We start from the raw sequence: 22,079 nt of genomic DNA on the forward strand, positions 1-22,079 counted from the left end.
CAAGAATGAGTTTCAATTTAAAAAACATAGTCCGCAAAAACATCTGGGATTTAAAGGCCTACTCTAGCGCACGCAGCGAATTCAAATTGTATGGCGATGTCTCGCCAGCGAGAGAATCTGCCGAGAGCAAAAAGGAGCTTACGCTACTAGATGCTAACGAGAATCCTAACGATCCAAAAGCTCATAACTCTGAACTCATAACTCCTAACTTAAACAGATATCCAGATCCATTGCAAAGTGAGATCAAGGAAATATTGAGCGAGCAAAAAGGCATATCTACTGATCAGATTTTTGTGGGTAACGGTAGTGATGAAGCCATTGACCTGCTCTACCGCATTTTTTGTGAGCCTGAAAAAGATAGTGTAATTACGTGCCCGCCTACTTATGGAATGTACGAGGTGAGTGCAGCGATCAACGATGTAAAGGTGATCGAGGTGCCTTTGAATGAACGCTTTGAATTGAACGTGAAACAGATCCTGAAACGAGTTCAGGATGACAAGTCGGTAAAGCTTTTATGGATCTGTTCTCCTAATAATCCTACAGGAAATATACTGCTCAAAGCTGATTTGGAACACGACTGGCAAGCAGAAAACTATACCAAAGGCGGCATGATGGACATGCCGTACAATCCAGAATTTGAAGCTGAATTAAAAGAGAATAAAAAACTTATGGACCAGCTCATCGGTAGATTTGACGGTATCGTGGTGGTAGATGAAGCCTATCAGGATTTTACAGAGAACCAAAGTTTTATCAGTAGACTGGAAGATTATCCTAATCTAGTGGTGCTGCAGACCATGTCAAAAGCACATGGACTAGCAGGCGCACGAACAGGTTTTGCTTTTGCCAGCAAAGAGATCATCGCACTTTTCAATAAGACAAAACCGCCATACAATGTCAATGAGCTTTCTCAGAAAGCAGTGGTAGCTGCTCTCAAGAATATTGACAAAACAAGATCACAAGTAGAAGAATTGATCGACAACCGTGAAATCCTCATTGCCGATTTGCAACAACTTAGCTTCGTAAAACAAGTGTTTCCTAGTGAGGCGAACTTTGTTTTGGCAGAGGTTGAAGATGCGACCGCGGTTTACAATTACCTGAAAGACAAATCTCTGATTGTACGTAACCGTAGCAGTCAGATACAGAATACGTTGCGATTTACGGTTGGAACTAGGAAAGAGTGTGAGGCGTTGATGGAGGCGTTGAAAGAATATAAAAACAGTTAGTTGAATTAAAAAAGCGAAGCCGTCCAGCGATGGCTTGACTCATGAAAAAAGTATTATTTATAGATCGCGACGGGACCATCGTCAAGGAGCCGCCAACTGATTATCAGCTGGATAGTTTTGAGAAGCTGGAGTTCTTGCCTATGGCAATTACCCAATTGCACCGTATTGCACGAGAGTTGGATTATGAGCTGGTAATGGTGACCAATCAGGACGGTCTGGGAACGGATAGCTTCCCTGAAGATACCTTCTGGCCAGTGCATAATTTGATGATGGACATTCTTGAAAAAGAAGGCGTGACATTTAGTGAGGTTTTGATTGATCGTTCTTTTCCAGAACAGAACGCACCGACTCGCAAACCTCAAACTGGTTTGTTGACACACTATATTAAAGGCGACTATGACCTTGCCAACAGCTTTGTCATAGGCGATCGCAACAGCGATATGCAGCTCGCCAAAAATTTGAGCTGCAAAGGAATTCAGCTGCCATCGATTACAGACGACACGACTTTTGAAGACGAATTGGTTGTTTTAAAAACCGATTCTTGGAAAGATATTTTTCAGTTTTTAAAAGGTCAACCGCGCAAAGTATCGGTAAGCCGTAAAACCAATGAAACCGATATCAACATCACGCTCAATCTGGACGGCTCTGGAAACGGAACGATAGATACAGGTTTGAAATTCTACGATCACATGCTGGAGCAATTGCAGCGCCATGGTTCGCTGGACTTGGATATCAAAGTGAACGGTGATCTGGAAATCGACGAGCACCACACCATTGAGGACACCGCTATTGCGCTAGGTGACGCTTTCGCGAAAGCGTTATCCTCTAAAAAAGGGATTAATAGATATGGGTTTTTGTTACCTATGGACGACTCATTGGCCAAAGTAGCAATTGATTTTGGCGGAAGACCATGGATCGTTTGGGAAGCAGAATTTAAAAGAGAATACGTGGGCGATATGCCAACCGAATTGTTTTTCCACTTTTTCAAATCCTTCAGCGATGCAGCAAAGTGTAACTTGAATATGAAAGTGGAAGGCGACAATGAGCACCACAAAATTGAGTCGCTGTTCAAAGCTTTTGCGAAAGCGATAAAAATGGCAGTCAAACAAACAGGTGACGGTAAATTACCTAGCACTAAAGGCACATTATGATTGCAATCGTAAAATATAACGCAGGAAATATAGGCAGCGTGACAAATGCGCTCAATCGGCTGGGCGTGAAAAATAAAGTCACGGATGATTCTGCGGAATTGAAAACCGCCGACAAAGTGATTTTCCCAGGAGTTGGCGAGGCTGGTACAGCGATGAACTATTTGAAAGAACGAGGATTAGATCAGGTTTTGAAAAGCTTGGATCAGCCGTTTCTTGGTATATGTCTTGGCATGCAATTGATGTGCAACCACAGTGAAGAAGGTAACACAGAATGTCTAGGAATTTTTGACACAAACGTCAAGCTGTTTCAATCCAAAGAGTTCAAAGTGCCGCATATGGGATGGAACAGTTTGAATACTGAATATCGATCAACGAATGACGAATTTGGAATTGAGAACAATCAAAAATCAAAAATCGTTAATCAGCAATCGTTAATCCTGCAAAGCTTACCGCAGCAGGCAGATGTGTATTACGTGCACTCCTATTATGCGGAGCTATGTGAGGATGCTGCTGCTACTTGCGATTACATTTTGCCTTTTAGCAGCATGCTGCAAAAGGATAATTATTATGCGACGCAGTTCCATCCTGAAAAGAGCGCTGGAGTTGGTGAGCAGATTTTGAAGAATTTTATTTCCTTATGAGAATAATACCAGCGATAGATATCATTGACGGGAAATGCGTGAGGCTTTCTCAAGGTGATTACAATCAAAAAACGGTCTATAATGAAGATCCGCTAGAGGTGGCTAAGGAATTTGAAGCCAATGGTATTCAATACTTGCACCTGGTCGATCTTGATGGAGCCAAGAGCGCTCATGTGGTCAACTGGAAAATATTGGAGCGTATAGCTAGTCAGACCGATTTGAAGGTTGATTTTGGCGGTGGCGTGAAAACAGACGACGATATAAAAGTTGTTTTTGAAAGTGGTGCCAAACAAGTTACGGGTGGCAGTATAGCCGTTAAAGATCCTGAGACTTTTGAAGGATGGATCGAGAAATACGGCAGCGATAAAATCATACTTGGTGCAGACGCAAAGGATGGCATGATTGCCACACACGGTTGGCTAGAAAGTAGCGAGTTGGAAGTGGTAAAATTTATCAAAGAATGGAATAAAAAAGGCATTGAATACGTCATTTGTACGGATATCGCCAAAGACGGTATGCTTGCTGGGCCAAGCTATGATTTGTATAAAAAGATTCTTGACCTCAACACGACAAGTCCAGCAGAGGCCATCATCCCATCAGCAGATGATTTTGACGACGGCATTAAACTAATCGCCTCTGGTGGTGTGGCCGTTGCAGATGATCTACATCGCTTACGCGAAATGGGTTGTGAAGGAGCAATCGTAGGAAAAGCTTTTTATGAAGGTAGAATCAGTTTCAAAGAGTTGAGAGAATTTATATGAGCCTCAAAAAAAGAATTATACCATGCCTAGACATCAAGGATGGTCGCACCGTCAAAGGAATAAACTTCGTTGGACTGCGCGATGCTGGTGATCCAGTACAGTTGGCACAGCAGTATGCCGATCAAGGTGCTGATGAATTGTGCTTTCTCGACATCACGGCTACCGTAGAAAAACGGGAAACGCTTGTACCACTAGTCCGCGAGATCGCTGCTGTGTTGAATATTCCGTTCACCGTTGGTGGTGGCATTAATGATGTCAAACTCGCCAAAGAAATCATCAAGGCTGGAGCCGATAAAATTGCGGTCAATAGCGCCGCCGTTCACAGACCTGAATTGATCAATGAATTGGCTGCCGAATTGGGAAATCAGTGTGTGGTGGTGGCTGTCGATACTAAGCGTATAGCGTTAAGCGATAAAGCGAAGCCGTCCCTCGACGGCTGGAAGGATAAGGTGTTTGTCTCTGGTGGTCGCACGGAAACTGACAAAGAAACAATAGCGTGGTGTACAGAATGTGAGCAACGTGGTGCTGGAGAGATTTTGCTAACAAGCATGGATCACGATGGTACTAAAAACGGATTTGCTTTGGAGATTACGGATACGCTTTCGCGAAAGCTAAATATACCGATCATCGCATCTGGTGGTGGTGGTACGGCTGCTCATTTTGAGGAATTATTCAAAGATACCCATGCCAGCGCAGGACTCGCGGCAAGTATATTCCATTTTGGTGAGTTACCAGTGCCTGAATTGAAAAAGCAATTGGCAGACGCTAATGTAGAGGTGAGAATAGTTATTTAAATGGACATGATGAAACCAGATTTTTCTAAATACAATGATGGACTTGTTCCCGCAATCATCCAAGACGCTTCCAGCGGTAAGGTTTTGATGTTGGGATACATGAATGAAGAAGCCTATCAAAAGACCGTAGACGATAAACGCGTGACCTTTTTTTCACGCAGTAAAAATAGACTGTGGACTAAAGGCGAGACTTCCAAAAATTATCTGGATGTCATGAGTATGGCTTTGGATTGTGATCAGGATGCAATTCTAATCAAAGCTCACGCCCATGGCCCGACTTGTCACACAGGTAGCGAATCCTGTTTTGATGCAAATAGCAGCAATGAAGATGATGAAATGTTACGTTTTCCTGCCTCGCCGGCAGGCAAGCGCAAAAGCGAGATCCTGAAACAAGTTCAGGATGACAAGTTCACCATCAACGATCTTGAAAAAACCATTCATCAAAGAATTGATGACAAGGTAGAAGGTTCTTACACGTACTCATTGATCCAAAAAGGGATTAATAAAGTGGCTCAAAAAGTAGGCGAAGAAGCGGTAGAAACCGTTATAGATGCCATCAACGGCAAGGATGAAGACTTTCTTTATGAAGCGGGCGATTTGATGTATCACTATCTCGTTTTACTCAAAGCTAAAGGATACTCGTTAGCTGATATTGAAGTTGAGTTGGCAAAGCGTCATGGCAAGTAGTTGCCATTTGAAGCGATTCAAGCGGTATAAAAATCATTGCTTGAGCCTATGACTATTATTGGAATAACTTTAAACTAATTCCTAGAGGTATTACCGTCAAGATTTTCAAAATTTCTGAGCTCGACAGGATTGTTTCATAATTCTAAGCTAGCTAACGTTGGTGAATAAGAAACTAACATTCAACTTTTTTATAAAACAAAGAACCACGCTTGCTAGCGTGGTTTCTTGAATAATAGTGACCTCGACAGGATTGCTGCGCGTCCTGACAAAGCTCCGCTTTGAGAATACCACAAACAAAAAAACGCTCAAGTAAACTTGGCGTTTTTTCTTATTGCGGTATTCATTCGTGACCTCGACAGGATTCAAACCTGTAACCCTCAGAGCCGAAATCTGATGCGCTATTCAGTTGCGCCACGAGGCCTGTTATAGTATCAAAGATACTTTCATTTATCAAATAAGATTAGTAATCTCAAATTTGATTGCATTAATCTTCATCACTCTCTTCAACCACCAGATAATCAAGATTTAGTGCATTGAATTTCTGGTTGAATTGCTTGATATCATCAGAGAGTACTTTGTTGAATTTTGCTAATTCTGTTTCAATTTCTGCGCTTAATTCATCACGCACCGCAATCATTTGCTGCGTTGGTGCAAAATCTCCTACTGAAGCTAGTGCATTCAAATGAGCTAATTTATTGGTCAATCGTATTGGGAAATTCAATGGATCTTGACCACTGCGATTTTGAGTTTGGTAGAGTGCCTTTTCTACCTCATCAAATTTAGTAAGCATTGTGTCTGCTAACTCAACCATTTCCTTGACGCCATCTTCCTCGCGATCTCCATATGCTGTTTTAAAGGCTTTGAGTTTCTTGTTGAAATCTCGGATTTTCTCAATGGATTTATGCGCCTCGTCAACCGTTTCATTGACAGAATCAACAAAGTCAAATTGAGATTGCATATCTGCTGCTGTCGCTTCACTATTGGGCGCTGCTACGATTTCAATGTTGCGTTCTAAAGATTCTTGCGGTGTTTCCAAAACTACTTTGTACGTGCCAGGCGTTGCCCGAGGTCCTGTAAGATCTGCCCACCATAGGATCATGCCTGGCAATTCTTTGGCACCATCATATTCTGTATCCCAATTGAACATGTTAGAACCTGCATCTACCTTCAACTTGTTCTTCTTGTCATAGGTACTGTATTCTTTAATGAGCTTATCGTTGCTATCATAAAACTTAAGTGCCACACTATCTGTTGCCATTGCCTCTGGAATATAATAATGCACTTGGACTCCAGCAGGATGATTAGTTCCCGATGTCAATGATGATCTACCACCACGACCAGCCATGCGGTACGCCGTTTTGGGTGCAAATAGCTGTAATGATTCTGCAGTGGTTTGCTTGTTACGCTTTCGCGAAAGCGGTATCATCTTCAAGCCCTGTCTCACTAATTCTAAATCGTCATGGATCCAAAGGCTGCGACCCTGTGTAGCGACAACGAGATTGTTCTGTTTTACCGCAAGATCTGTGATAGGTACGATGGGTAGATTCATCTGGAAGCTAGACCAGTTATCACCATTATCGTCGCTGATGTACAGACCAGTCTCGGTTCCAGCATATAGAAATCCTTTTTGTCGATCATCTTCACGCACCACGCGAGTGAAGTGCTCACTAGGAATGCCATCGTTGATTTGTTGCCATGATTTACCATAATCTGTCGTTCTAAATAGATAAGGTTTAAAATCGCCCAGTTTATATCGCGTCGCAGCTAGATAGCAAGTTGCGGCATCGTATCTGCTAGGTTCTATGCTGTTGATTTGTGCCCATTCTGGTAGTTTTTTAGGGGTAATATTATTCCAACTTTGCCCACCATCTTTAGATAAGTGAACAAGCCCATCATCACTACCTACCCAAAGCTCACCTTGTTTGACTGGCGATTCTGCCGCAGCAAAGATGGTCCCATAATACTCGACGCTTGTATTATCTTGAGTTATTGGACCACCGCTTGAAACGAGTTTCGTTGGGTCGTTTCTTGTCAAATCGTCTGATAATGTCTGCCAGCTCTCGCCCTCGTTGGTTGTGACGTGCACATGATTTGAGAAAGCATAAAGTTTGTTAGGTTCATGCTTAGAAAACAGGATAGGGAAATTCCACTGGAAGCGGTATTTCATATCCTCGGCGCCATGACCCATTGGGTTGTCTGGCCATACATTTACCGCTCTAGTAGATTTTGTCGCGTGATTGTATCTAGTCAGAAAACCGCCATAGCTACCACCGTAAACAATGTCATTGTTCTTAGGATCTACCGCAATGTGTGCGCTCTCGCCACCTGCGGTGCCTTCCCAATCTGCATCTGTAATGGAACCGCCTGTCGTACGGTGAGGTATCCTAATAGTACCGTTGTCCTGTTGTGCCACATAAATGCGATATGGGAATGAATCGTCTGTCGTTACTCTATAATACTGTGCGGTAGGCTGGTTGTGATAAGTACTCCACGTCTCGCCACCATCATAGGTGATTTGTGCACCACCATCATCGCCCATGATCATACGGTCTGGATCTTCTGGAGCTATCCATAAATCATGGTGGTCACCATGAGGCGCGCGTGCGCTGATGAAATTACGGCCACCATCGGTACTTTTATGGTAAGAAACGTTTACTACATAAACCTTGTCCTCGTCTTGAGTGTCCGCATAAATTCTTGTGTAATACCACGCTCGTTGTCTCAGGCTGCGATCATCATTGGTTTTTGTCCAGGTAAGACCACCATCGTTACTGCGATACACGCCGCCTTCATCCTTGTTTTCTACAATGGCATACACGCGATCGCTATTCACCGGCGATACTGTGACACCCATGATACCTAACGTACCTTGGGCAAAACCATCGTTTGTTGAAATCTCCTTCCACGTCTCACCATAATCGGTGCTTTTCCACATCGCGCTGCCATCGCCACCACTACTCAAGCTGTACGGCGTGCGTTGCAGTCTCCATGTTGTTGCATATAGATTGCGTGGATTTGATGGGTCGATAATCAAATCGACTGCGCCAGCCATGTCATTGACATATAATACCTTTTTCCAGTTTTTACCACCGTCGATGGATTTGTAAACACCACGATCTGTAGATTCCTTATAGATATTACCCAGAACGCCTGCGTAAACGATATTATGATCATTAGGATCAATCGCAATGCGAGGTACGTGCCTGCTTTCTGGTAGTCCAGAGAATTCCCAAGTCTTACCTGCATCCACTGTTTTCCATATACCGTAACCACTAGAAACGTTACCGCGCACGGTTTTCTCGCCACCACCTACATAAATCACATTATGATCACTAGGTGCTACGCTTACCGCTCCTATACTACCGCCAAAGTAGCCATCTGAGATATTCATCCACGTCCTACCACCATCCAGCGTTTTCCATACGCCACCACCGGTGCTACCAAAGTAAAATAGGTTAGGTTGTCCAGGCACGCCCGTTACCGCTGCGCTGCGCCCACCACGGAATGGTCCTAGTTGTCTAAACTTTTGTGACTCGTAGAATTTTTGTGCCTCTGGTGGTTCTGGTAACTGTTGAGAATTTGCTTTCGCGAAAGCAAAAACTAAAAAGACATAGGTAACAATGCTTGAAATCTTCATAGTTGCTGGATTTGGGTTAAAGATAAGTATAACTCATAATTTAAAGTTAAGGGAAAAATATACCTACATACAGGAAATAACAATAGGCTGATAAACAGCAATCTAGCTTAATTTCAACTAATGAAAATGAGAGATAACATACCAGTACCAAAAACTGAAAGCGCTAGCGAAGAAAATCAACGATTATTCGAGATTCTTGAAACGCAGCACGGCTTCGTACCCAATTTGATGGCGGTAATGGCTTTGTCTGATACTGCTCCAAGGATGTATCTAGATCAAATCAACCGAACGACGTCTCTCACTACTAGGGAAATAGAAATTATAAATCTAGTGGTGAGCGAGTATCATCAATCGCTGTATTGCTCAAGCTATCATCAAGAGGTAATTAGCGATGAGATATTAACTGCTGACGAAATACTAGCAGTAAGGAATTTCAAATCTACAAACGAAAAGGAACAGTCTCTTATTGATATTGTATTGCGCATCGTGGGCAATAAGGGCAATGTGCCTGACAGATATTTTAAGCAGTTTTTAAATACTGGACATAGCCTAGAACAGTTGGTTGATATCATCATGGTGATTGCCAATAAAACTATTAGTAATTACCTGTATAAGGTATTTGCTTTTCCTATTGATTTTCCCTGGGCGACACCGCTGACCGCTAAAAGTTCCTTCAAACGATACAAGGATCTTGCTACTTCCTATTATCGGGAAAAACGTAACATTAACTAGGAACATCAGGACAGTATTGAGCATGCCTATAGCGGCATCTTTGTACGGTAATTAAAAACAACAATTAAAAATTATATATCATGAGTTATTTAAATGTACCATCGAGAGAAGATGTAAGTCCTGCAAACCAGGCAATATTTGACAATCTGGAAAAGAAAATAGGTTTTGTACCTAATCTATATGCAACTTATGCGCACAGTGAGTTTGGATTAAATAATCTACTACAATTAGGTGGTGCGCCATCATCATTATCTAATAAAGAACAGCAAATCGTTAATCTAACGGTGAGCCAGGTAAACAACTGTGACTACTGTCTAGCAGCACATACCGCAATGGGAAAAGGCGCTGGTTTCAACGACGATCAAATTCTTGAAATAAGAACTGGTCACGCCAGTTTTAATGAGAAGTATGATGCTCTTGCAGCTCTATCTAAAAATATTACCGAGAATAGAGGTTATGCCGATGAACTACATGTGACTAATTTCTTAGAAGCTGGATATACCAAAGAAAATCTAGTCGATGTCATCTTGAAGGTAGGTGAGAAAACCATCTCAAATTACTTGCATAATCTTACTAAGGTACCTGTTGATTTTCCAGCAGCACCATCTCTTAAACCTGAATTAGCCTAAGGTTCACAACGCTTTCATAGTTGGTTTGTAGATAGGTCCCTAATCTTGATTTAAGATTAGGGATCTATTGATTTTACGAATTCCTAAAAGCCAGCGGCGATGTACCTGCATGCTTCTTGAAAAACTTAGAGAAATGACTAGGTTCATTATACCCTAGTTCATAAGCGATTTCTTCTGCAGTTTTGTCTGAATATAGTAGCAGTCGTTTAGCCTCTGCGGTGATGCGGTCATTAATTATTTTTAATGGACTGCGCACATCATGTTTTTTGAAAAAGTTGCTGAGTGTCTTGGGTGACTTGAAAAGCATCTCGGCATAGTCTGCAACTTGATGTTTCTCTTTATAATGTTGCTCAACAAGGATATTGTATTTGCGTATGAGATCAACTTGCTTTACAGACATGTCGTTGACGTTTTCTAATCTTTTGACAAGTCTAGTTCCTGTAATCAGCATACGTTTGAGAAGCGTGCGCAGCATCTCGCCCTGAATGTTGTCTTTAATCTCAAATTCTTCCTGAAATAACACCAACATCGCATCCATGGATTTTTGCTCTTTCTCGCTCAAATCTATGATCGGTGCTGTGGACGAACCATAGAATAATAATCCCATACAAGATACCTCGCTATCATGATCTTTAATGCAGTAGAACTCGCGATTGAAGACATAGGCAATAAGGCCGTAGTTGTCTTTTGGAATCTCGATGACATTCACTGGTGTGCAAAAAAGCACTTGGTTTTCAGTTAGCGTCACATCATAACCATCGACCACAATTTGCTGTGAACCATGAGTACACCAAACGATTTTATAGAGATTCTTTTCTTTAAGTAAGTGTAAGGATGGACCACATTGAAAGCTTGTAACCGTAAACTGGCCTTCTTCTTTTATATTATGATAATCAAGTTTCATGACTTAAATATACTCAAAAGCTTGATGCAACTATTTGAGATTTTTTCTCATGTTCCTGATGCTTTGTGCGTTTACAACTTTAAATCCATTTCGCTTAAGTTTTGACGCCGCGATACCACTGCGACCGCCCATAGCGCAATAAACAACAATAGGTTTATTCTTATCTAGTTTATCCATTTGTGCATCAATTCCCTGCACAGGAATATTGATCGATCCTTCTATGTGATCGCTATTATATTCTGACGCTGTGCGCACATCTAGTAGTGTCGCATCCTGCTCAACATAGTCTTTTATTTTACTGCTCTTGTTTTTATTGAAAAATCCCCACATGTGGCTAACTGTTTTTGGGTTAGTACGCTTTCGCGAAAGCTACATTACATTAACTCTCTAACAACTCATCAATTTCAGAGATCAACAACCACTGTTCTGCGTGATTGTTTTGAACCTCATCTCGCAATTTGCGCAACGTATCGTCATTGATCTTGTCTTCTTCCCTATAATGACGCACCTTTTTATAAAGTTCTTGTAGCGATTGTTCTTTCTTGCTTATGGGGTTTTTGGCGGTCGTTGTCTCGCTCTCATGGTAGATTAAATCAAAGCTGTGATAGTCTGCAGGACCAGCGTAGGCGCTCACGATATCCTTGCCCACCGCTAGATTGAGCACGCCGTCGACCGGCGAGAACAGTACTTCATCCTTGTAGGTGATTGTACAATCTGTAAACTGTATCAACATGAGCTTGCCGTTGAGATTGCGCATTCCCGTGATGTTCAATCCTTCTACACGTATGCCGCTCTCATAGGTAAATTCAATGCGCTCGTTGTCATAAAAATTATAAGCTTGTAAATCTCGCGGCCCCATATCCTCAATTGCAAGATTGATACCTTTGAGTTTACCTACTGGCGATAAAAATCCTTGATGATGAGTCGCTGTACCATGTCCTATGAGTTCTTTCTCACGGTAGGCGAGTGCAGTTTTTCCCGTTGTCTCAAAGAAGATTACTTCTTGATCCTCATTTTTAATCATCCTGGTAAACACGCCAGAAACCTGTAGCCCAGTACTTAATTCAATAGTTCCCAGACTTTTTGAATCAATGAGCTTTTGCAATCCACGATGACCGCCTTTGCGCACTGCCATGGTATTGGCAAACTCTTCCAGCACCTCGCTCAAATGAGCAAAGTTGGGTGTGACATAAAGATGTGGTTGCTTGCGTGTGATGTCAAAATCCTGGTAGGCTGCATCAATGCTGTAAGATCGTTTCTCGACTTCAGGCTCCAAGCAGCTCTTGCTCTCACCTATGCTGGAAAGTAGTCCAGCACCGTATAATTTAGGATCTTCTAGCGTTCCTATCAATCCATACTCGACCGTCCACCAGTGCAGGTTACGTATGAGCGCCATTTCACTGGGCTCCACTTTTTTATTTTGCAGCTCATCAACCAGATTCTCTGCCTGTTCTATTTGATTCTTAAGATCGTTGTCATTCTCGCCGGATCGTTGTTCTTTAAGTATCGACAGCCGGCGCACCGCTTCATACATCTCATGATCGTGTGCGCTAGAGATTGCCTTGCTACCTATCTCACCAAAACGTCTTAAATACTCCGCATAATCTGGACTGGCGATGATAGGTGCATGACCAGCAGCCTCGTGAATGATGTCAGGTGCTGGCGTATATTCAATATTTTCAAACTTGCGTATGTCTGCCGCGATTACCAGAATCTTATAGGCTTGAAATTCCATAAAAGCTGCTGGTGGTATAAATCCATCTACGGCAACGGCAGCCCAGCCTATCTCCTTGAGAATACGATTCATTCCATACATTGATGGAATTTCCTCGATGGATATTCCCGTTTTGCGAAGTCCAGCCATGTAGGATCCATGCGCTACCTGGGATAGATACTCTACATTCTTACGCATCACGTGTCGCCATACCGCTTGATCCTGTGCGGTATATTCCTCATAATTTTGCGGCTTGATAAACTGCTTGAGATGCGGTGGCAACCGCTCAATAAGTGGATTGCTGGGTATTTTCTTATCCATGAATGCGTGAGTTGGCTCAAAGCTACTTTAAAAAAGATACTTTCGCATCATATCTTTACCACGTGACCCATCGCCAAAAGCAAATTTTTAAGACCGCAGCCGTGCTTTTTAAAGAACGCGGTTACAGCGCCGTGACCATGCGTGATGTCGCGGCAGCTATGAATATCAAGGCAGCAAGCTTGTACAATCACATATCTGGGAAACACGAGATTTTAGCCAGCCTTGTTCTTGAGGTGGCTCATAAGTTCTCAAGTGGTATGCATGCAGTACGGTTGGATGGTGATTCCGCTTTTGCGAAAGCTGAAAAACTTATAGATCTACACATACAAATTGCCGTTGATCATACAAATGCACTCGCGGTTCTCAATACTGACTGGATGCATCTAGAGGGCAAGACATATGAGGAATACATCGCTTTGCGCAAAAAGTATGAGCAGGATTTTAAAGAAATTCTAGAACAAGGGATAGCCAGTAGTGAATTTAAAAAGATGAATGTGGATACTATGCTTTTCAATCTTCTCAGCACATTGCGATCCATTTACCTATGGATACCAAAAAAATCGACCACGCAAGTGGCCGATTTAAAGAATGAACTTCCTGTCATCTTGTTGACTGGAATAAGTAACTAGTTTGCTTTTTGCTCTTCTAGCGTTGGGTAATCTGTGTAGCCTTCACGACCTGTACTGTAGAAAGTTTCTTGATTCCAGTCAGCGGTTTCTGCCTTGAGTTCAAAACGGTGTACGAGATCTGGATTTGAGATAAACAGCTTGCCGTAAGCGACACAATCTGCATGACCACTCTCAATTACGGCATTACCTGATTCTCTATCAAACTCGTTGTTTATCATCAAATTGCCATCATACATGGGTCTAAAGTGTTGGGCAATGTCAGTCACTAGAAAATCAACATCGCTCACATCTGTAAATGGCTCGCTCAAATGAATATAAGCTAGTTTGTGTGGGTTCAATCTTTTGATCAAATACTCAAAAAACGGAATGGTATCAGGCGTCGCCTCGATTCCAAAAGTGCCGTGCAGCGATGGATTGAATCGGCAGCCTATGTGACCTTCAGGGAAATGTTGTTTTACGGCATCTAATACCTCAAAGAAAAAGCGTGCTCTATTCTCGTGAGAACCACCATACTTGTCGTCTCTCAAGTTTGCATTCTTATTGAAGAACTGATGAATTAAATACCCATTAGAACTATGAATTTCTACACCATCAAATCCAGCGCGGTAGGCTCGTCCAGCGGCATCACCAAAACTCTCTACCACCATTTGAATTTCTTCATAGGTCATCGCGTGTGGTTCTACCGTTTGTTGCTTATCGCCTTTAGGGCCGCGCATTTCTGCATTAGGGTTGACTGCGCTTGGTGCCCACGGTTTTTTACCATCATGAAAGTCTGGTAGCGACATTCTACCTACATGCCATAACTGTAAGAATATTTTACCACCTTCATCGTGCACACTGTCAACCACACGTTTCCAACCAGCTTCTTGCTGGTCGTTGAAGATTCCTGCGACGTTGTAATAACCTCTTGCGCCGCGAGCAACCTCGCTACCTTCAGTAATAATGAGACCAGCGCCAGCGCGCTGAGTGTAGTAATCTACATGCTTTTGTTCTGGAGATTGGTGTTCATTATCGGCACGACATCTGGTCATGGGTGCCATGATGACGCGATTCTTAAGTTTTACGCTTCCTAGACTTATGGGTTGTAGTAATGGTTGATCTATGCTCATGTTTTTTATTTTCAAGTTAAGCCAGCCATAAGCGATGTATGCCAATCTAGCGTTAAACGCAGCCTTTGTAATTGTTAAGGTAATTCTGGTAATCTCGTACGCACGGATTTAGGTCATCTGTGGACGATACCTATAACAATGCACGATCATAAGTATCTTAATGTTTGAAAACAATCCACGATACATAAAGGTAGAGATGGAAATACTTTTAAAAAGAAAGCCGCCATCACGAGACATATCATGCTCTTGATGTTTAACATCGATGTACCGAAAAATTGACGAATTCATTTGGTAAAGGTTTGCTGTCTTAAAACACCAGGCTTGAAAAGACTGGCAGCGTATTTGCAAAAAGGAGCGCGACGAGGATCTAAATTTAATCCTACTATGGTCACGAATGAATATTTCAATAGTGATAGAAAACTCGTTTTCACACTGAACCTAAAATCTTTTTTTTCTATCACAAACTTGACAGTCATAAATAAGAGTAGATCTTGTGACACTACTGAGAGTGTGGCTTGCTTACGGCATTTAATAAATTTTAACAACTTTATTAAATAAATTGTTAGTTCCTACTAACAATGCACTTGCTATAGCAAATGGAGACATGTTGATTCATACCTTATCAACTTTATGAATGATAACCATCCAGTACGTATTCTAAAGAAAAAATTGCTGACTATAGATAAAGTACTGTTTACCAGTATTTTAACCAATGATAATAATATCGATAAAAGTTATGTATCGTGTTGAAAAACTTGCTTAAACGCGTATTATATCGATAAATTAGTTTTCAACGAATTGTAAAAAATCAAATACTATATCATTGTAAATCAGAAGATAAGATGTATGAAGTATATAGCTAAATTATTCTTTATTGCTGTTATGACGACTAATGCACAAGTTGGCATCAACACATCAACACCACAAGAATCCCTGCATGTAGCAGGTACAGTGCGCATAGAAACAACAAATCAAGCTTCGGTGAAGACTACAAAGCTTTTTGGACTTAATGATGACGGCACGTTGAGAGAAATAGAGGTAGGAGAAAACTTAGTGCTTACTAATAATGTCCTGCACGCAAGACCTTATGATCATTCATTTGGGCAAATAAATTTGACCGTAAAAGATAATAACAATGTGGACCTATTACTCGACCCAGGAGAGGCCAACTTTGGAAAAACAATAATAAGAGTGAACAATTCTTCAGGTGAATCTCAAATTACAGGCTTCACAGATGGCTACGATGGACAGCATATTTGGCTTTATGCAGTCTCTGGAACTCTAAAACTAATTCCCAACGATACTGGTTCCAGCAATGGTAACCAGATTGAAGTCAATGAAAAACCTGCTGCAAAATTGTGGGCTATGATTGAAGTAATTTATGATGGTACCCGTGGCAAATGGATTATAATGCAGAGTCATGCTTAATAATGCATTCAGGTAATTAGTTATTTGAAAGGATTAAGGCTGCTTGAATTTCATGTTACAACTACATCAGCGGTCTCCGTCTTAAGATCATCCTTATGCCTATAACGATGCACGATCATAAGTATCGTGATAATCAAGAATAATCCACCACCCATAAGAAAGGTGTAGGTAGTTATGGTCTCAAAAAGAATACCACCCATGACCAGGCCTATCATGCTGGCGATGCTGCCCATGGATGTTCCAAAACCTTGAATGGTTCCTTGCGTTTTCTTAGTTCCTGTAGCCGACAATAAGCTCAAGAAACTAGGCCACATCAATCCGTTACCTATGGATAGAATGGTGTTAGCTACATAGAGCATGACGATACTCTCAAAAGTCAATAAACTAAAACTGATGGCTAGACATAGTGATCCAATCAAAACTAATGTGTGACTGTTGATACGCTTGGAAAGCCAATTTAAAATTGGACCTTGTACCACCACCATGATCAAACTAGAATAAGCTAGAAAAATTCCTAGTTCAATTGCTGTCCAATCCAGCAAGGTATTTGCATAAATCGGCAGCCCAGCATAAAACAGACTGAACGCAAAAAAGGTCAAAAAGTAAATACTGAACAGCAGCGGTATTCCAGATATTTTGATGATTCTTTTGAAAGCAACAGCATCTTCATCTTGCTGCTCTTCTTCACCTTCGGTATAACAGTCTTTATGTTCTACCTGAAAAAATCTTCTGATATTTCTCAGGCTTATTTTTCTGGTATCTACCGCGCATGGATTGCTTTCTTCAAGCCTGTAATGGATCACGAAGATTGCAATCAATGAGATGATTGCGGCTATGATGATGGGTAGCAACTCCTCAAGAAATGTTGTGGCTAACAATCCTGCCACCGCTGGTCCTAAGACAAATCCCAAGCTGGTGCTGGCGCCCATCTTCCCAAAATTTGAATTGCGATTCTCGTCATCAGAGATATCAGAGAGATAGGCATTTGCTACAGATACATTGCCACCGGTAAAACCATCAAAGATCCTTGCGATAAAAATCACGATCAGCGGCAAGGTCATCACATAGTTTCCAGTAATTTCTGATTCTTGTGACCATAGGTCTGTTTCTGGAAGCAAGAAGGCTAGGATGAACAAAGACCAGGCGAGAAAAGTTCCTGCCTGCGAGATGATCAAAACCTTCTTACGCCCTATGCGGTCTGATAATTTTCCTAAAATAGGTGCACCTATAAACTGAAAAAACGGATACATCGCACCTAGAATCCCGTAAATAAAACCATTGCCGCCAAAGTCTGTAACAATGTAAATGAGAATAGGAATAACAACACTATAGCCTAATATCCCAATAAAATTGACCATTAAAATCGGGAAGATCTTTGACCTTAATAATGATGCCATAAAGCGTGTACTTGACCTTAAAGATACTCATTGTCAGAGTGAGCTAATCAACCTTGCAAAAAGGTAAAACTAGTTATCTATCTTTTAATTCCTCAAGGTATTTGTGCCATACCTTTTCTGCTTCTTTCATGTCATCATTGCGATGTGGATGATGCTTGGAACGCTGTTCCATGGTAACACAAATTTGCTTGCCATGCGCGAGATCGATCTCTCCTTCATCGAGCAGTCTCTCAACTTTTTCCACGCTTTCTTCGGCTTTTTCTTTATCCTTGAAGCCTAAGCCTTCGACGGTGCTTGCTGGGTTATCGTCTGTGTAAAGGTTTTCTGATTTTGACATTTTTTATTTTCAAGCTACAAACAAACCCAAAATCTGAACTTCTACTTTTCAGACATTTAACGTGAGGCAATAAAAAAGGCCTCTGAAATTCAGAAGCCCTTATCACTTTACTTGTTCGATCTATGAATTCAGTTTTTGCTTGACGATGGTGCTTATCGTGCGACCATCTGCCTTACCTGCCAGCAATTGATTTGCTCTGCCCATGACTTTACCCATGTCTTTCATTCCATTAGCACCAGTTTCATCTATGACTTGTTGCACGACTGTAGCAATCTCGTCTTCAGACATTTGCTCTGGTAGGAATTGCTCTAGTACTGCAGCTTGCGCTAGCTCTGGTTCTGCGAGATCATTGCGGTCTTGCTCAGTAAAGATTCTTGCGCTGTCTTTTCGTTGTTTTACCAACTTCTGGACGAGTTTTATCTCTTGCTCTTCACTTAACTCTGCCGCGTCACCCGATGTTTTAGCAAGCAATAGCTCACTCTTTACAGCTCTTAGTGATGCAAGCGCTACTTGATCCTTACTTTTCATGGCCTCTTTCAAGGCTGTCATGACTTTCTTTTCTAAACTCATTTCTTCAATTTCTAATTATTAGCAACAATCAAATACATCAATCTGGATTGTCGTGCAAAAAGGAATTATTGTTAGATCGCAACTGGATCTCATTGTTCTCATCAGTATTCAAGGTGGTTCTTGAGATCGAGGTTCCCGATGGATTCTCGTCTAGCTCTACACCATGACGCTGAAATGCAGGCTTGCTTTCAAGCTCTTCTAACCTGTGTGTTGATTTAAACTTGAAGTTATAGGCATGCATTTTTCTCTTGCGCTCTTCCGCTCTCAATTTCAACACCTCATTGATAGGCATCTCAGTTGGATCTAATTCTTGATCAACAGGTTGAATTGTGGCTGGCGCAGGTGCTTCTGTGACCTTTTTGGTCATGATTTCAACCTCAGCTTGCTCATTTTTTGTTGGCTGTGCTGCGTTCAAGTTTTCCTCAACTTCCATGTAATCGTCTAGTGAGTACTTGCGTATTCCATCATCGGAAACCTCGGTCACTGGGATCACTTCAACGGCATCATTGACCTCGATATCCTCTAATTGGTAGGTGATTTTATCTTCTGGTGCATTTGCGTTCTCATCCTCATGCAGCGGCATATCAAAGTCAAAAAGGATTTGTTCCTTTACCTCAATTTGATCTTCTTCCTGTGGCTGCGTTGCTACTGGTTCTTCTTCTCTTATCGTATAATTGATGGCATCTTGATCCAGCACCTCATCATAAACGACGTTCAGATTCTTGATAAATTCAGTCGTTGGGATCAATGGATTTTCCATGACTGGTGGCATGATCTCTTCTGGCTCTTCATCGCCTAGCTCGTGCAATATGATGACTGGTTCCTCGACCTTTTTTATTGGTTGTGATGGTTGTGGTGTTTCAGCTTTCGCGAAAGCGGAATCATCAACATTATCTTCTTCCTGATCGTCTTGATCCATAATCAATTTGCCTGGTTGCACGTTGCCATTACCGTTGTCCAACACCTGTGTGGTGCGCTGCTCTTCTTCCAGCGTGTGGATGATGCGACGCGTCTCTGTATTTGATATCTCATTTTGCTGTTCTGCATCAAAGCCTGTGGCAATAACAGTCACCGCGATGGCATCACCTAATGATTCTTCCTCGCCTACACCCATGATGATGTTTGCGCCGCCGCCGGCCTCGTTCTGGATATGCTCGTTGATCTCACCTATCTCGTCAATTGTGATCTCCTCAGTTCCAGAAACAATGAGTAGCAACACGTTTTTGGCGCCTGTGATCTTGTTGTCGTTAAGCAATGGGCTGTCCAGCGCCTTGAGAATTCCTTCCTGAGCACGGTTGGATCCAGTTGCCTGGGCACTACCCATGATGGCAGTTCCCGAATTTGACAATACAGTTTTTGCATCGCGCAAGTCAATATTTTGTGTGTAGTGGTTGGTAATAACCTCGGCAATACCTCTTGAGGCCGTAGCGAGTACCTCATCAGCCTTAGAAAATCCAGCCTTAAATCCTAGATTACCGTAAACGTCGCGTAGTTTGTTATTATTAATGATGACCAGCGAGTCCACATTCTTGCGGAATTTCTCAATACCTAATTGCGCCTGCTCGTTTCTCACCTTACCCTCAAACTGGAATGGCGTCGTGACAATACCTACTGTCAATATCTCCATCTCACGAGCGACCTGAGCAATGACTGGCGCCGCGCCTGTACCGGTACCACCACCCATTCCTGCGGTGATGAAAACCATCTTTGTCCTGCGATCCAGCATGTTGCGCACGTCCTCAATACTTTCCTGTGCAGCGCGCTCACCAACTTCTGGATTCGCGCCAGCGCCTAGACCTTCTGTCAAGGTGACGCCTAGTTGTATTTTATTGGGAACTGGGCTGTTCTCGAGTGCCTGTGCATCTGTATTACAAATTACAAAATCCACGCCCTTGATGCCCTGCTGGAACATGTGTTTGATGGCGTTGCTACCACCACCACCTACTCCAATCACCTTGATCACATTGGACTGGTTTTTAGGTAGATCAAAATCAAAATTGCTGAAATCCTCGCTCATAGATTGCTACTTTTACTATTCAATATGTTTATGCGCTTGAGTGGTTTTACCTACTCTGCGTTGTCTAAAAAATCTTTTATTTTTCCTGCCCATCCTTCTAGAAAACCTTTCTTCTGGCTGGGTTGTGTTACAGATGGCCCGTTTGTTTCTGGCTCTTCTTGCTGCTGCTCTTCTTCCAGATTTACTGACTCTGTTTCAATTATTTCTTCTTCTTTATTTGCTTGTGCCTGTAGAGAATTTGCTTCAAGTCCCTTAAGAACCAGACCTACTGCCGTTGCGAATAATGGACTGGTACTTTCTGTATCGCTGTCGCCTGCTAGGTGCTCGTTAGGGTATCCTATACGACTGGGCATACCCGTCACATATTCTGCTAATTGCTTGATGTGTTTTAACTGGCTGCCACCACCGGTAAGGACCACACCAGCGATAAGTTGCTTCTTAGGCTCCTCATGACCGTAGTTCTTGATCTCCACAAATACGGTCTCCAGAATCTCAATCACTCGAGCATGGATAATCTTACTCAAATTCTTGAGTGTGATTTCCTTAGGCTCACGACCACGCAAACCTGGAATGGAAACGATCTCATTTTCTTTATTCTCACCAGGCCATGCACTACCAAATTTTGTCTTGAGAAGCTCTGCCTGCTTTTCAATAATGCTACAGCCTTCCTTAATGTCTTGTGTGATGATGCCACCACCTTGAGGTATCACAGCCGTGTGGCGTATGATTCCATCCTTGAAAATGGCAAGGTCTGTCGTGCCACCACCTATATCGATGAGTGCCACGCCAGCTTCTTTTTCTTCTTGGCTAAGGACAGCTTCGGCACTTGCAAGTGGCTCCAGCGTTACATCAGTAAGATCTAGACCAGCGCTTTTAACACAACGACCTATGTTCTTGATGGATGCAATTTGCCCTACTACCACGTGAAAGTTAGCTTCAAGCCTACCACCGTACATACCAATAGGCTCCTTGATCTCTGATTGACCATCGATCTTATATTCTTGTGGCAAAACGTGAATGATAGCCTCGCCTGGCAACATAACTAGCTTGTAAACCTGCTGGCATAATTTGTCAATATCTTCTTGGGCGATCACCTGCTCACTATCTGCTCTAGTGACATAATCGCTGTGTTGCAAACTGCGTATATGTTGCCCTGCTATACCTACAGTGACTCGCTCTATCTTCATGCCGCTTACAGCTTCTGCCTGAGTGACCGCTTGCTGGATGGATGTAATGGTTTGGGTGATATTGTTCACCACGCCGCGGTGAACGCCTTGACTTTTTGATCTTCCTACACCTAGGATCTCAAGCTTGCCGTACTCATTTTTGCGACCTATCATAGCAACAATCTTAGTCGTTCCTATGTCCAGTCCTACCGCATATTCCTGTGTATCCATT

The 22,079-nt window shown here is 42.3% G+C and carries 20 protein-coding genes and 1 tRNA gene; 10 read left to right on the plus strand and 11 right to left on the minus strand.

Annotation, left to right across the window (positions count from 1 at the left end; translation table 11 throughout):
• The first annotated feature begins 5 nt into the window (after positions 1-5).
• The 6 genes from EJ995_RS12765 to hisIE are packed head-to-tail and all read left to right on the plus strand — an operon-like array spanning position 6 to position 5,257.
• Entirely contained in the window at positions 6-1,223 is a 1,218-nt protein-coding gene (locus EJ995_RS12765; protein ID WP_126448768.1) for a pyridoxal phosphate-dependent aminotransferase, read from the plus strand.
• A 41-nt stretch (positions 1,224-1,264) separates the two neighbouring features.
• On the plus strand, positions 1,265-2,374 hold the full coding sequence (hisB, locus tag EJ995_RS12770) for a bifunctional histidinol-phosphatase/imidazoleglycerol-phosphate dehydratase HisB (protein ID WP_126448769.1): 1,110 nt from the start codon (positions 1,265-1,267) through the stop codon (positions 2,372-2,374).
• Complete coding sequence (gene hisH / locus EJ995_RS12775) at positions 2,371-3,015, plus strand: imidazole glycerol phosphate synthase subunit HisH (protein WP_206482251.1); 645 nt, start codon at positions 2,371-2,373, stop codon at positions 3,013-3,015. The genes hisB and hisH overlap by 4 nt, the downstream gene beginning before the upstream one ends.
• Positions 3,012-3,776: a 1-(5-phosphoribosyl)-5-[(5-phosphoribosylamino)methylideneamino]imidazole-4-carboxamide isomerase gene (hisA, locus tag EJ995_RS12780; RefSeq protein WP_126448771.1), complete on the plus strand. Its 765-nt coding sequence runs from the start codon at positions 3,012-3,014 to the stop codon at positions 3,774-3,776. The genes hisH and hisA overlap by 4 nt, the downstream gene beginning before the upstream one ends.
• A complete protein-coding gene (gene hisF / locus EJ995_RS12785; protein ID WP_126448772.1) occupies positions 3,773-4,570 on the plus strand; it encodes an imidazole glycerol phosphate synthase subunit HisF in 798 nt (265 codons plus the stop codon). Before hisA ends, hisF begins: the two co-directional genes overlap by 4 nt.
• Positions 4,571-4,579: 9 nt before the next feature.
• The gene (gene hisIE / locus EJ995_RS12790; RefSeq protein WP_126448952.1) at positions 4,580-5,257 is read left to right on the plus strand and encodes a bifunctional phosphoribosyl-AMP cyclohydrolase/phosphoribosyl-ATP diphosphatase HisIE; all 678 of its coding nucleotides are present in this window, start codon (positions 4,580-4,582) and stop codon (positions 5,255-5,257) included.
• Between the two features lie 347 nt (positions 5,258-5,604).
• Here the strand turns inward: hisIE and EJ995_RS12795 are convergent.
• Positions 5,605-5,678, minus strand: a tRNA-Arg gene (locus EJ995_RS12795).
• A 63-nt stretch (positions 5,679-5,741) separates the two neighbouring features.
• On the minus strand, positions 5,742-8,894 hold the full coding sequence (locus tag EJ995_RS12800; protein ID WP_126448773.1) for a WD40/YVTN/BNR-like repeat-containing protein: 3,153 nt from the start codon (positions 8,892-8,894) through the stop codon (positions 5,742-5,744).
• 126 nt (positions 8,895-9,020) lie between these two features.
• On the opposite strand from EJ995_RS12800, the gene EJ995_RS12805 reads away from it, so the two are divergent.
• Both EJ995_RS12805 and EJ995_RS12810 read left to right on the plus strand, forming a co-directional pair.
• The gene (locus EJ995_RS12805) at positions 9,021-9,626 is read left to right on the plus strand and encodes a carboxymuconolactone decarboxylase family protein (RefSeq protein ID WP_126448774.1); all 606 of its coding nucleotides are present in this window, start codon (positions 9,021-9,023) and stop codon (positions 9,624-9,626) included.
• A gap of 80 nt (positions 9,627-9,706) precedes the next feature.
• The gene (locus tag EJ995_RS12810; RefSeq protein ID WP_126448775.1) at positions 9,707-10,255 is read left to right on the plus strand and encodes a carboxymuconolactone decarboxylase family protein; all 549 of its coding nucleotides are present in this window, start codon (positions 9,707-9,709) and stop codon (positions 10,253-10,255) included.
• A 73-nt stretch (positions 10,256-10,328) separates the two neighbouring features.
• On the opposite strand, the gene EJ995_RS12815 is transcribed toward EJ995_RS12810, so the two are convergent.
• The 3 genes from EJ995_RS12815 to EJ995_RS12825 are packed head-to-tail and all read right to left on the minus strand — an operon-like array spanning position 10,329 to position 13,194.
• Entirely contained in the window at positions 10,329-11,159 is an 831-nt protein-coding gene (locus EJ995_RS12815; RefSeq protein WP_126448776.1) for a helix-turn-helix domain-containing protein, read from the minus strand.
• Between the two features lie 30 nt (positions 11,160-11,189).
• On the minus strand, positions 11,190-11,489 hold the full coding sequence (locus tag EJ995_RS12820) for a rhodanese-like domain-containing protein (RefSeq protein ID WP_126448777.1): 300 nt from the start codon (positions 11,487-11,489) through the stop codon (positions 11,190-11,192).
• A 49-nt stretch (positions 11,490-11,538) separates the two neighbouring features.
• Complete coding sequence (locus EJ995_RS12825; protein ID WP_126448778.1) at positions 11,539-13,194, minus strand: aromatic amino acid hydroxylase; 1,656 nt, start codon at positions 13,192-13,194, stop codon at positions 11,539-11,541.
• Positions 13,195-13,256: 62 nt separating this feature from the next.
• Here EJ995_RS12825 and EJ995_RS12830 point away from each other — a divergent pair, with 62 nt between their 5' ends.
• Entirely contained in the window at positions 13,257-13,823 is a 567-nt protein-coding gene (locus tag EJ995_RS12830; RefSeq protein ID WP_241234651.1) for a TetR/AcrR family transcriptional regulator, read from the plus strand.
• Here the strand turns inward: EJ995_RS12830 and EJ995_RS12835 are convergent.
• Positions 13,820-14,932 (minus strand): alkene reductase, encoded by a 1,113-nt coding sequence (locus EJ995_RS12835; RefSeq protein WP_126448780.1) that lies wholly within the window; start codon positions 14,930-14,932, stop codon positions 13,820-13,822. The two genes, EJ995_RS12830 and EJ995_RS12835, sit on opposite strands and share 4 nt — an antisense overlap.
• Before the next feature lie 846 nt (positions 14,933-15,778).
• On the opposite strand from EJ995_RS12835, the gene EJ995_RS12840 reads away from it, so the two are divergent.
• Positions 15,779-16,360, plus strand: a complete 582-nt coding sequence (locus EJ995_RS12840; protein WP_126448781.1) for a hypothetical protein — start codon at positions 15,779-15,781, stop codon at positions 16,358-16,360.
• Positions 16,361-16,410: 50 nt separating this feature from the next.
• Here EJ995_RS12840 and EJ995_RS12845 read toward each other — a convergent pair whose 3' ends face one another.
• The 5 genes from EJ995_RS12845 to ftsA form a co-directional block, all read right to left on the minus strand.
• On the minus strand, positions 16,411-17,757 hold the full coding sequence (locus tag EJ995_RS12845; RefSeq protein WP_126448782.1) for an MFS transporter: 1,347 nt from the start codon (positions 17,755-17,757) through the stop codon (positions 16,411-16,413).
• 73 nt (positions 17,758-17,830) lie between these two features.
• Entirely contained in the window at positions 17,831-18,094 is a 264-nt protein-coding gene (locus tag EJ995_RS12850) for a hypothetical protein (protein WP_126448783.1), read from the minus strand.
• A 120-nt stretch (positions 18,095-18,214) separates the two neighbouring features.
• Positions 18,215-18,664, minus strand: a complete 450-nt coding sequence (locus tag EJ995_RS12855) for a GatB/YqeY domain-containing protein (RefSeq protein ID WP_126448784.1) — start codon at positions 18,662-18,664, stop codon at positions 18,215-18,217.
• A gap of 37 nt (positions 18,665-18,701) precedes the next feature.
• Positions 18,702-20,681: a cell division protein FtsZ gene (gene ftsZ, locus EJ995_RS12860; RefSeq protein ID WP_126448785.1), complete on the minus strand. Its 1,980-nt coding sequence runs from the start codon at positions 20,679-20,681 to the stop codon at positions 18,702-18,704.
• Positions 20,682-20,731: 50 nt separating this feature from the next.
• Entirely contained in the window at positions 20,732-22,078 is a 1,347-nt protein-coding gene (ftsA, locus tag EJ995_RS12865) for a cell division protein FtsA (protein WP_126448786.1), read from the minus strand.
• Position 22,079 lies beyond the last annotated feature (1 nt).

The organism is Nonlabens ponticola (assembly GCF_003966335.1).
GTDB classification, from domain to species: Bacteria; Bacteroidota; Bacteroidia; order Flavobacteriales; family Flavobacteriaceae; genus Nonlabens; species Nonlabens ponticola.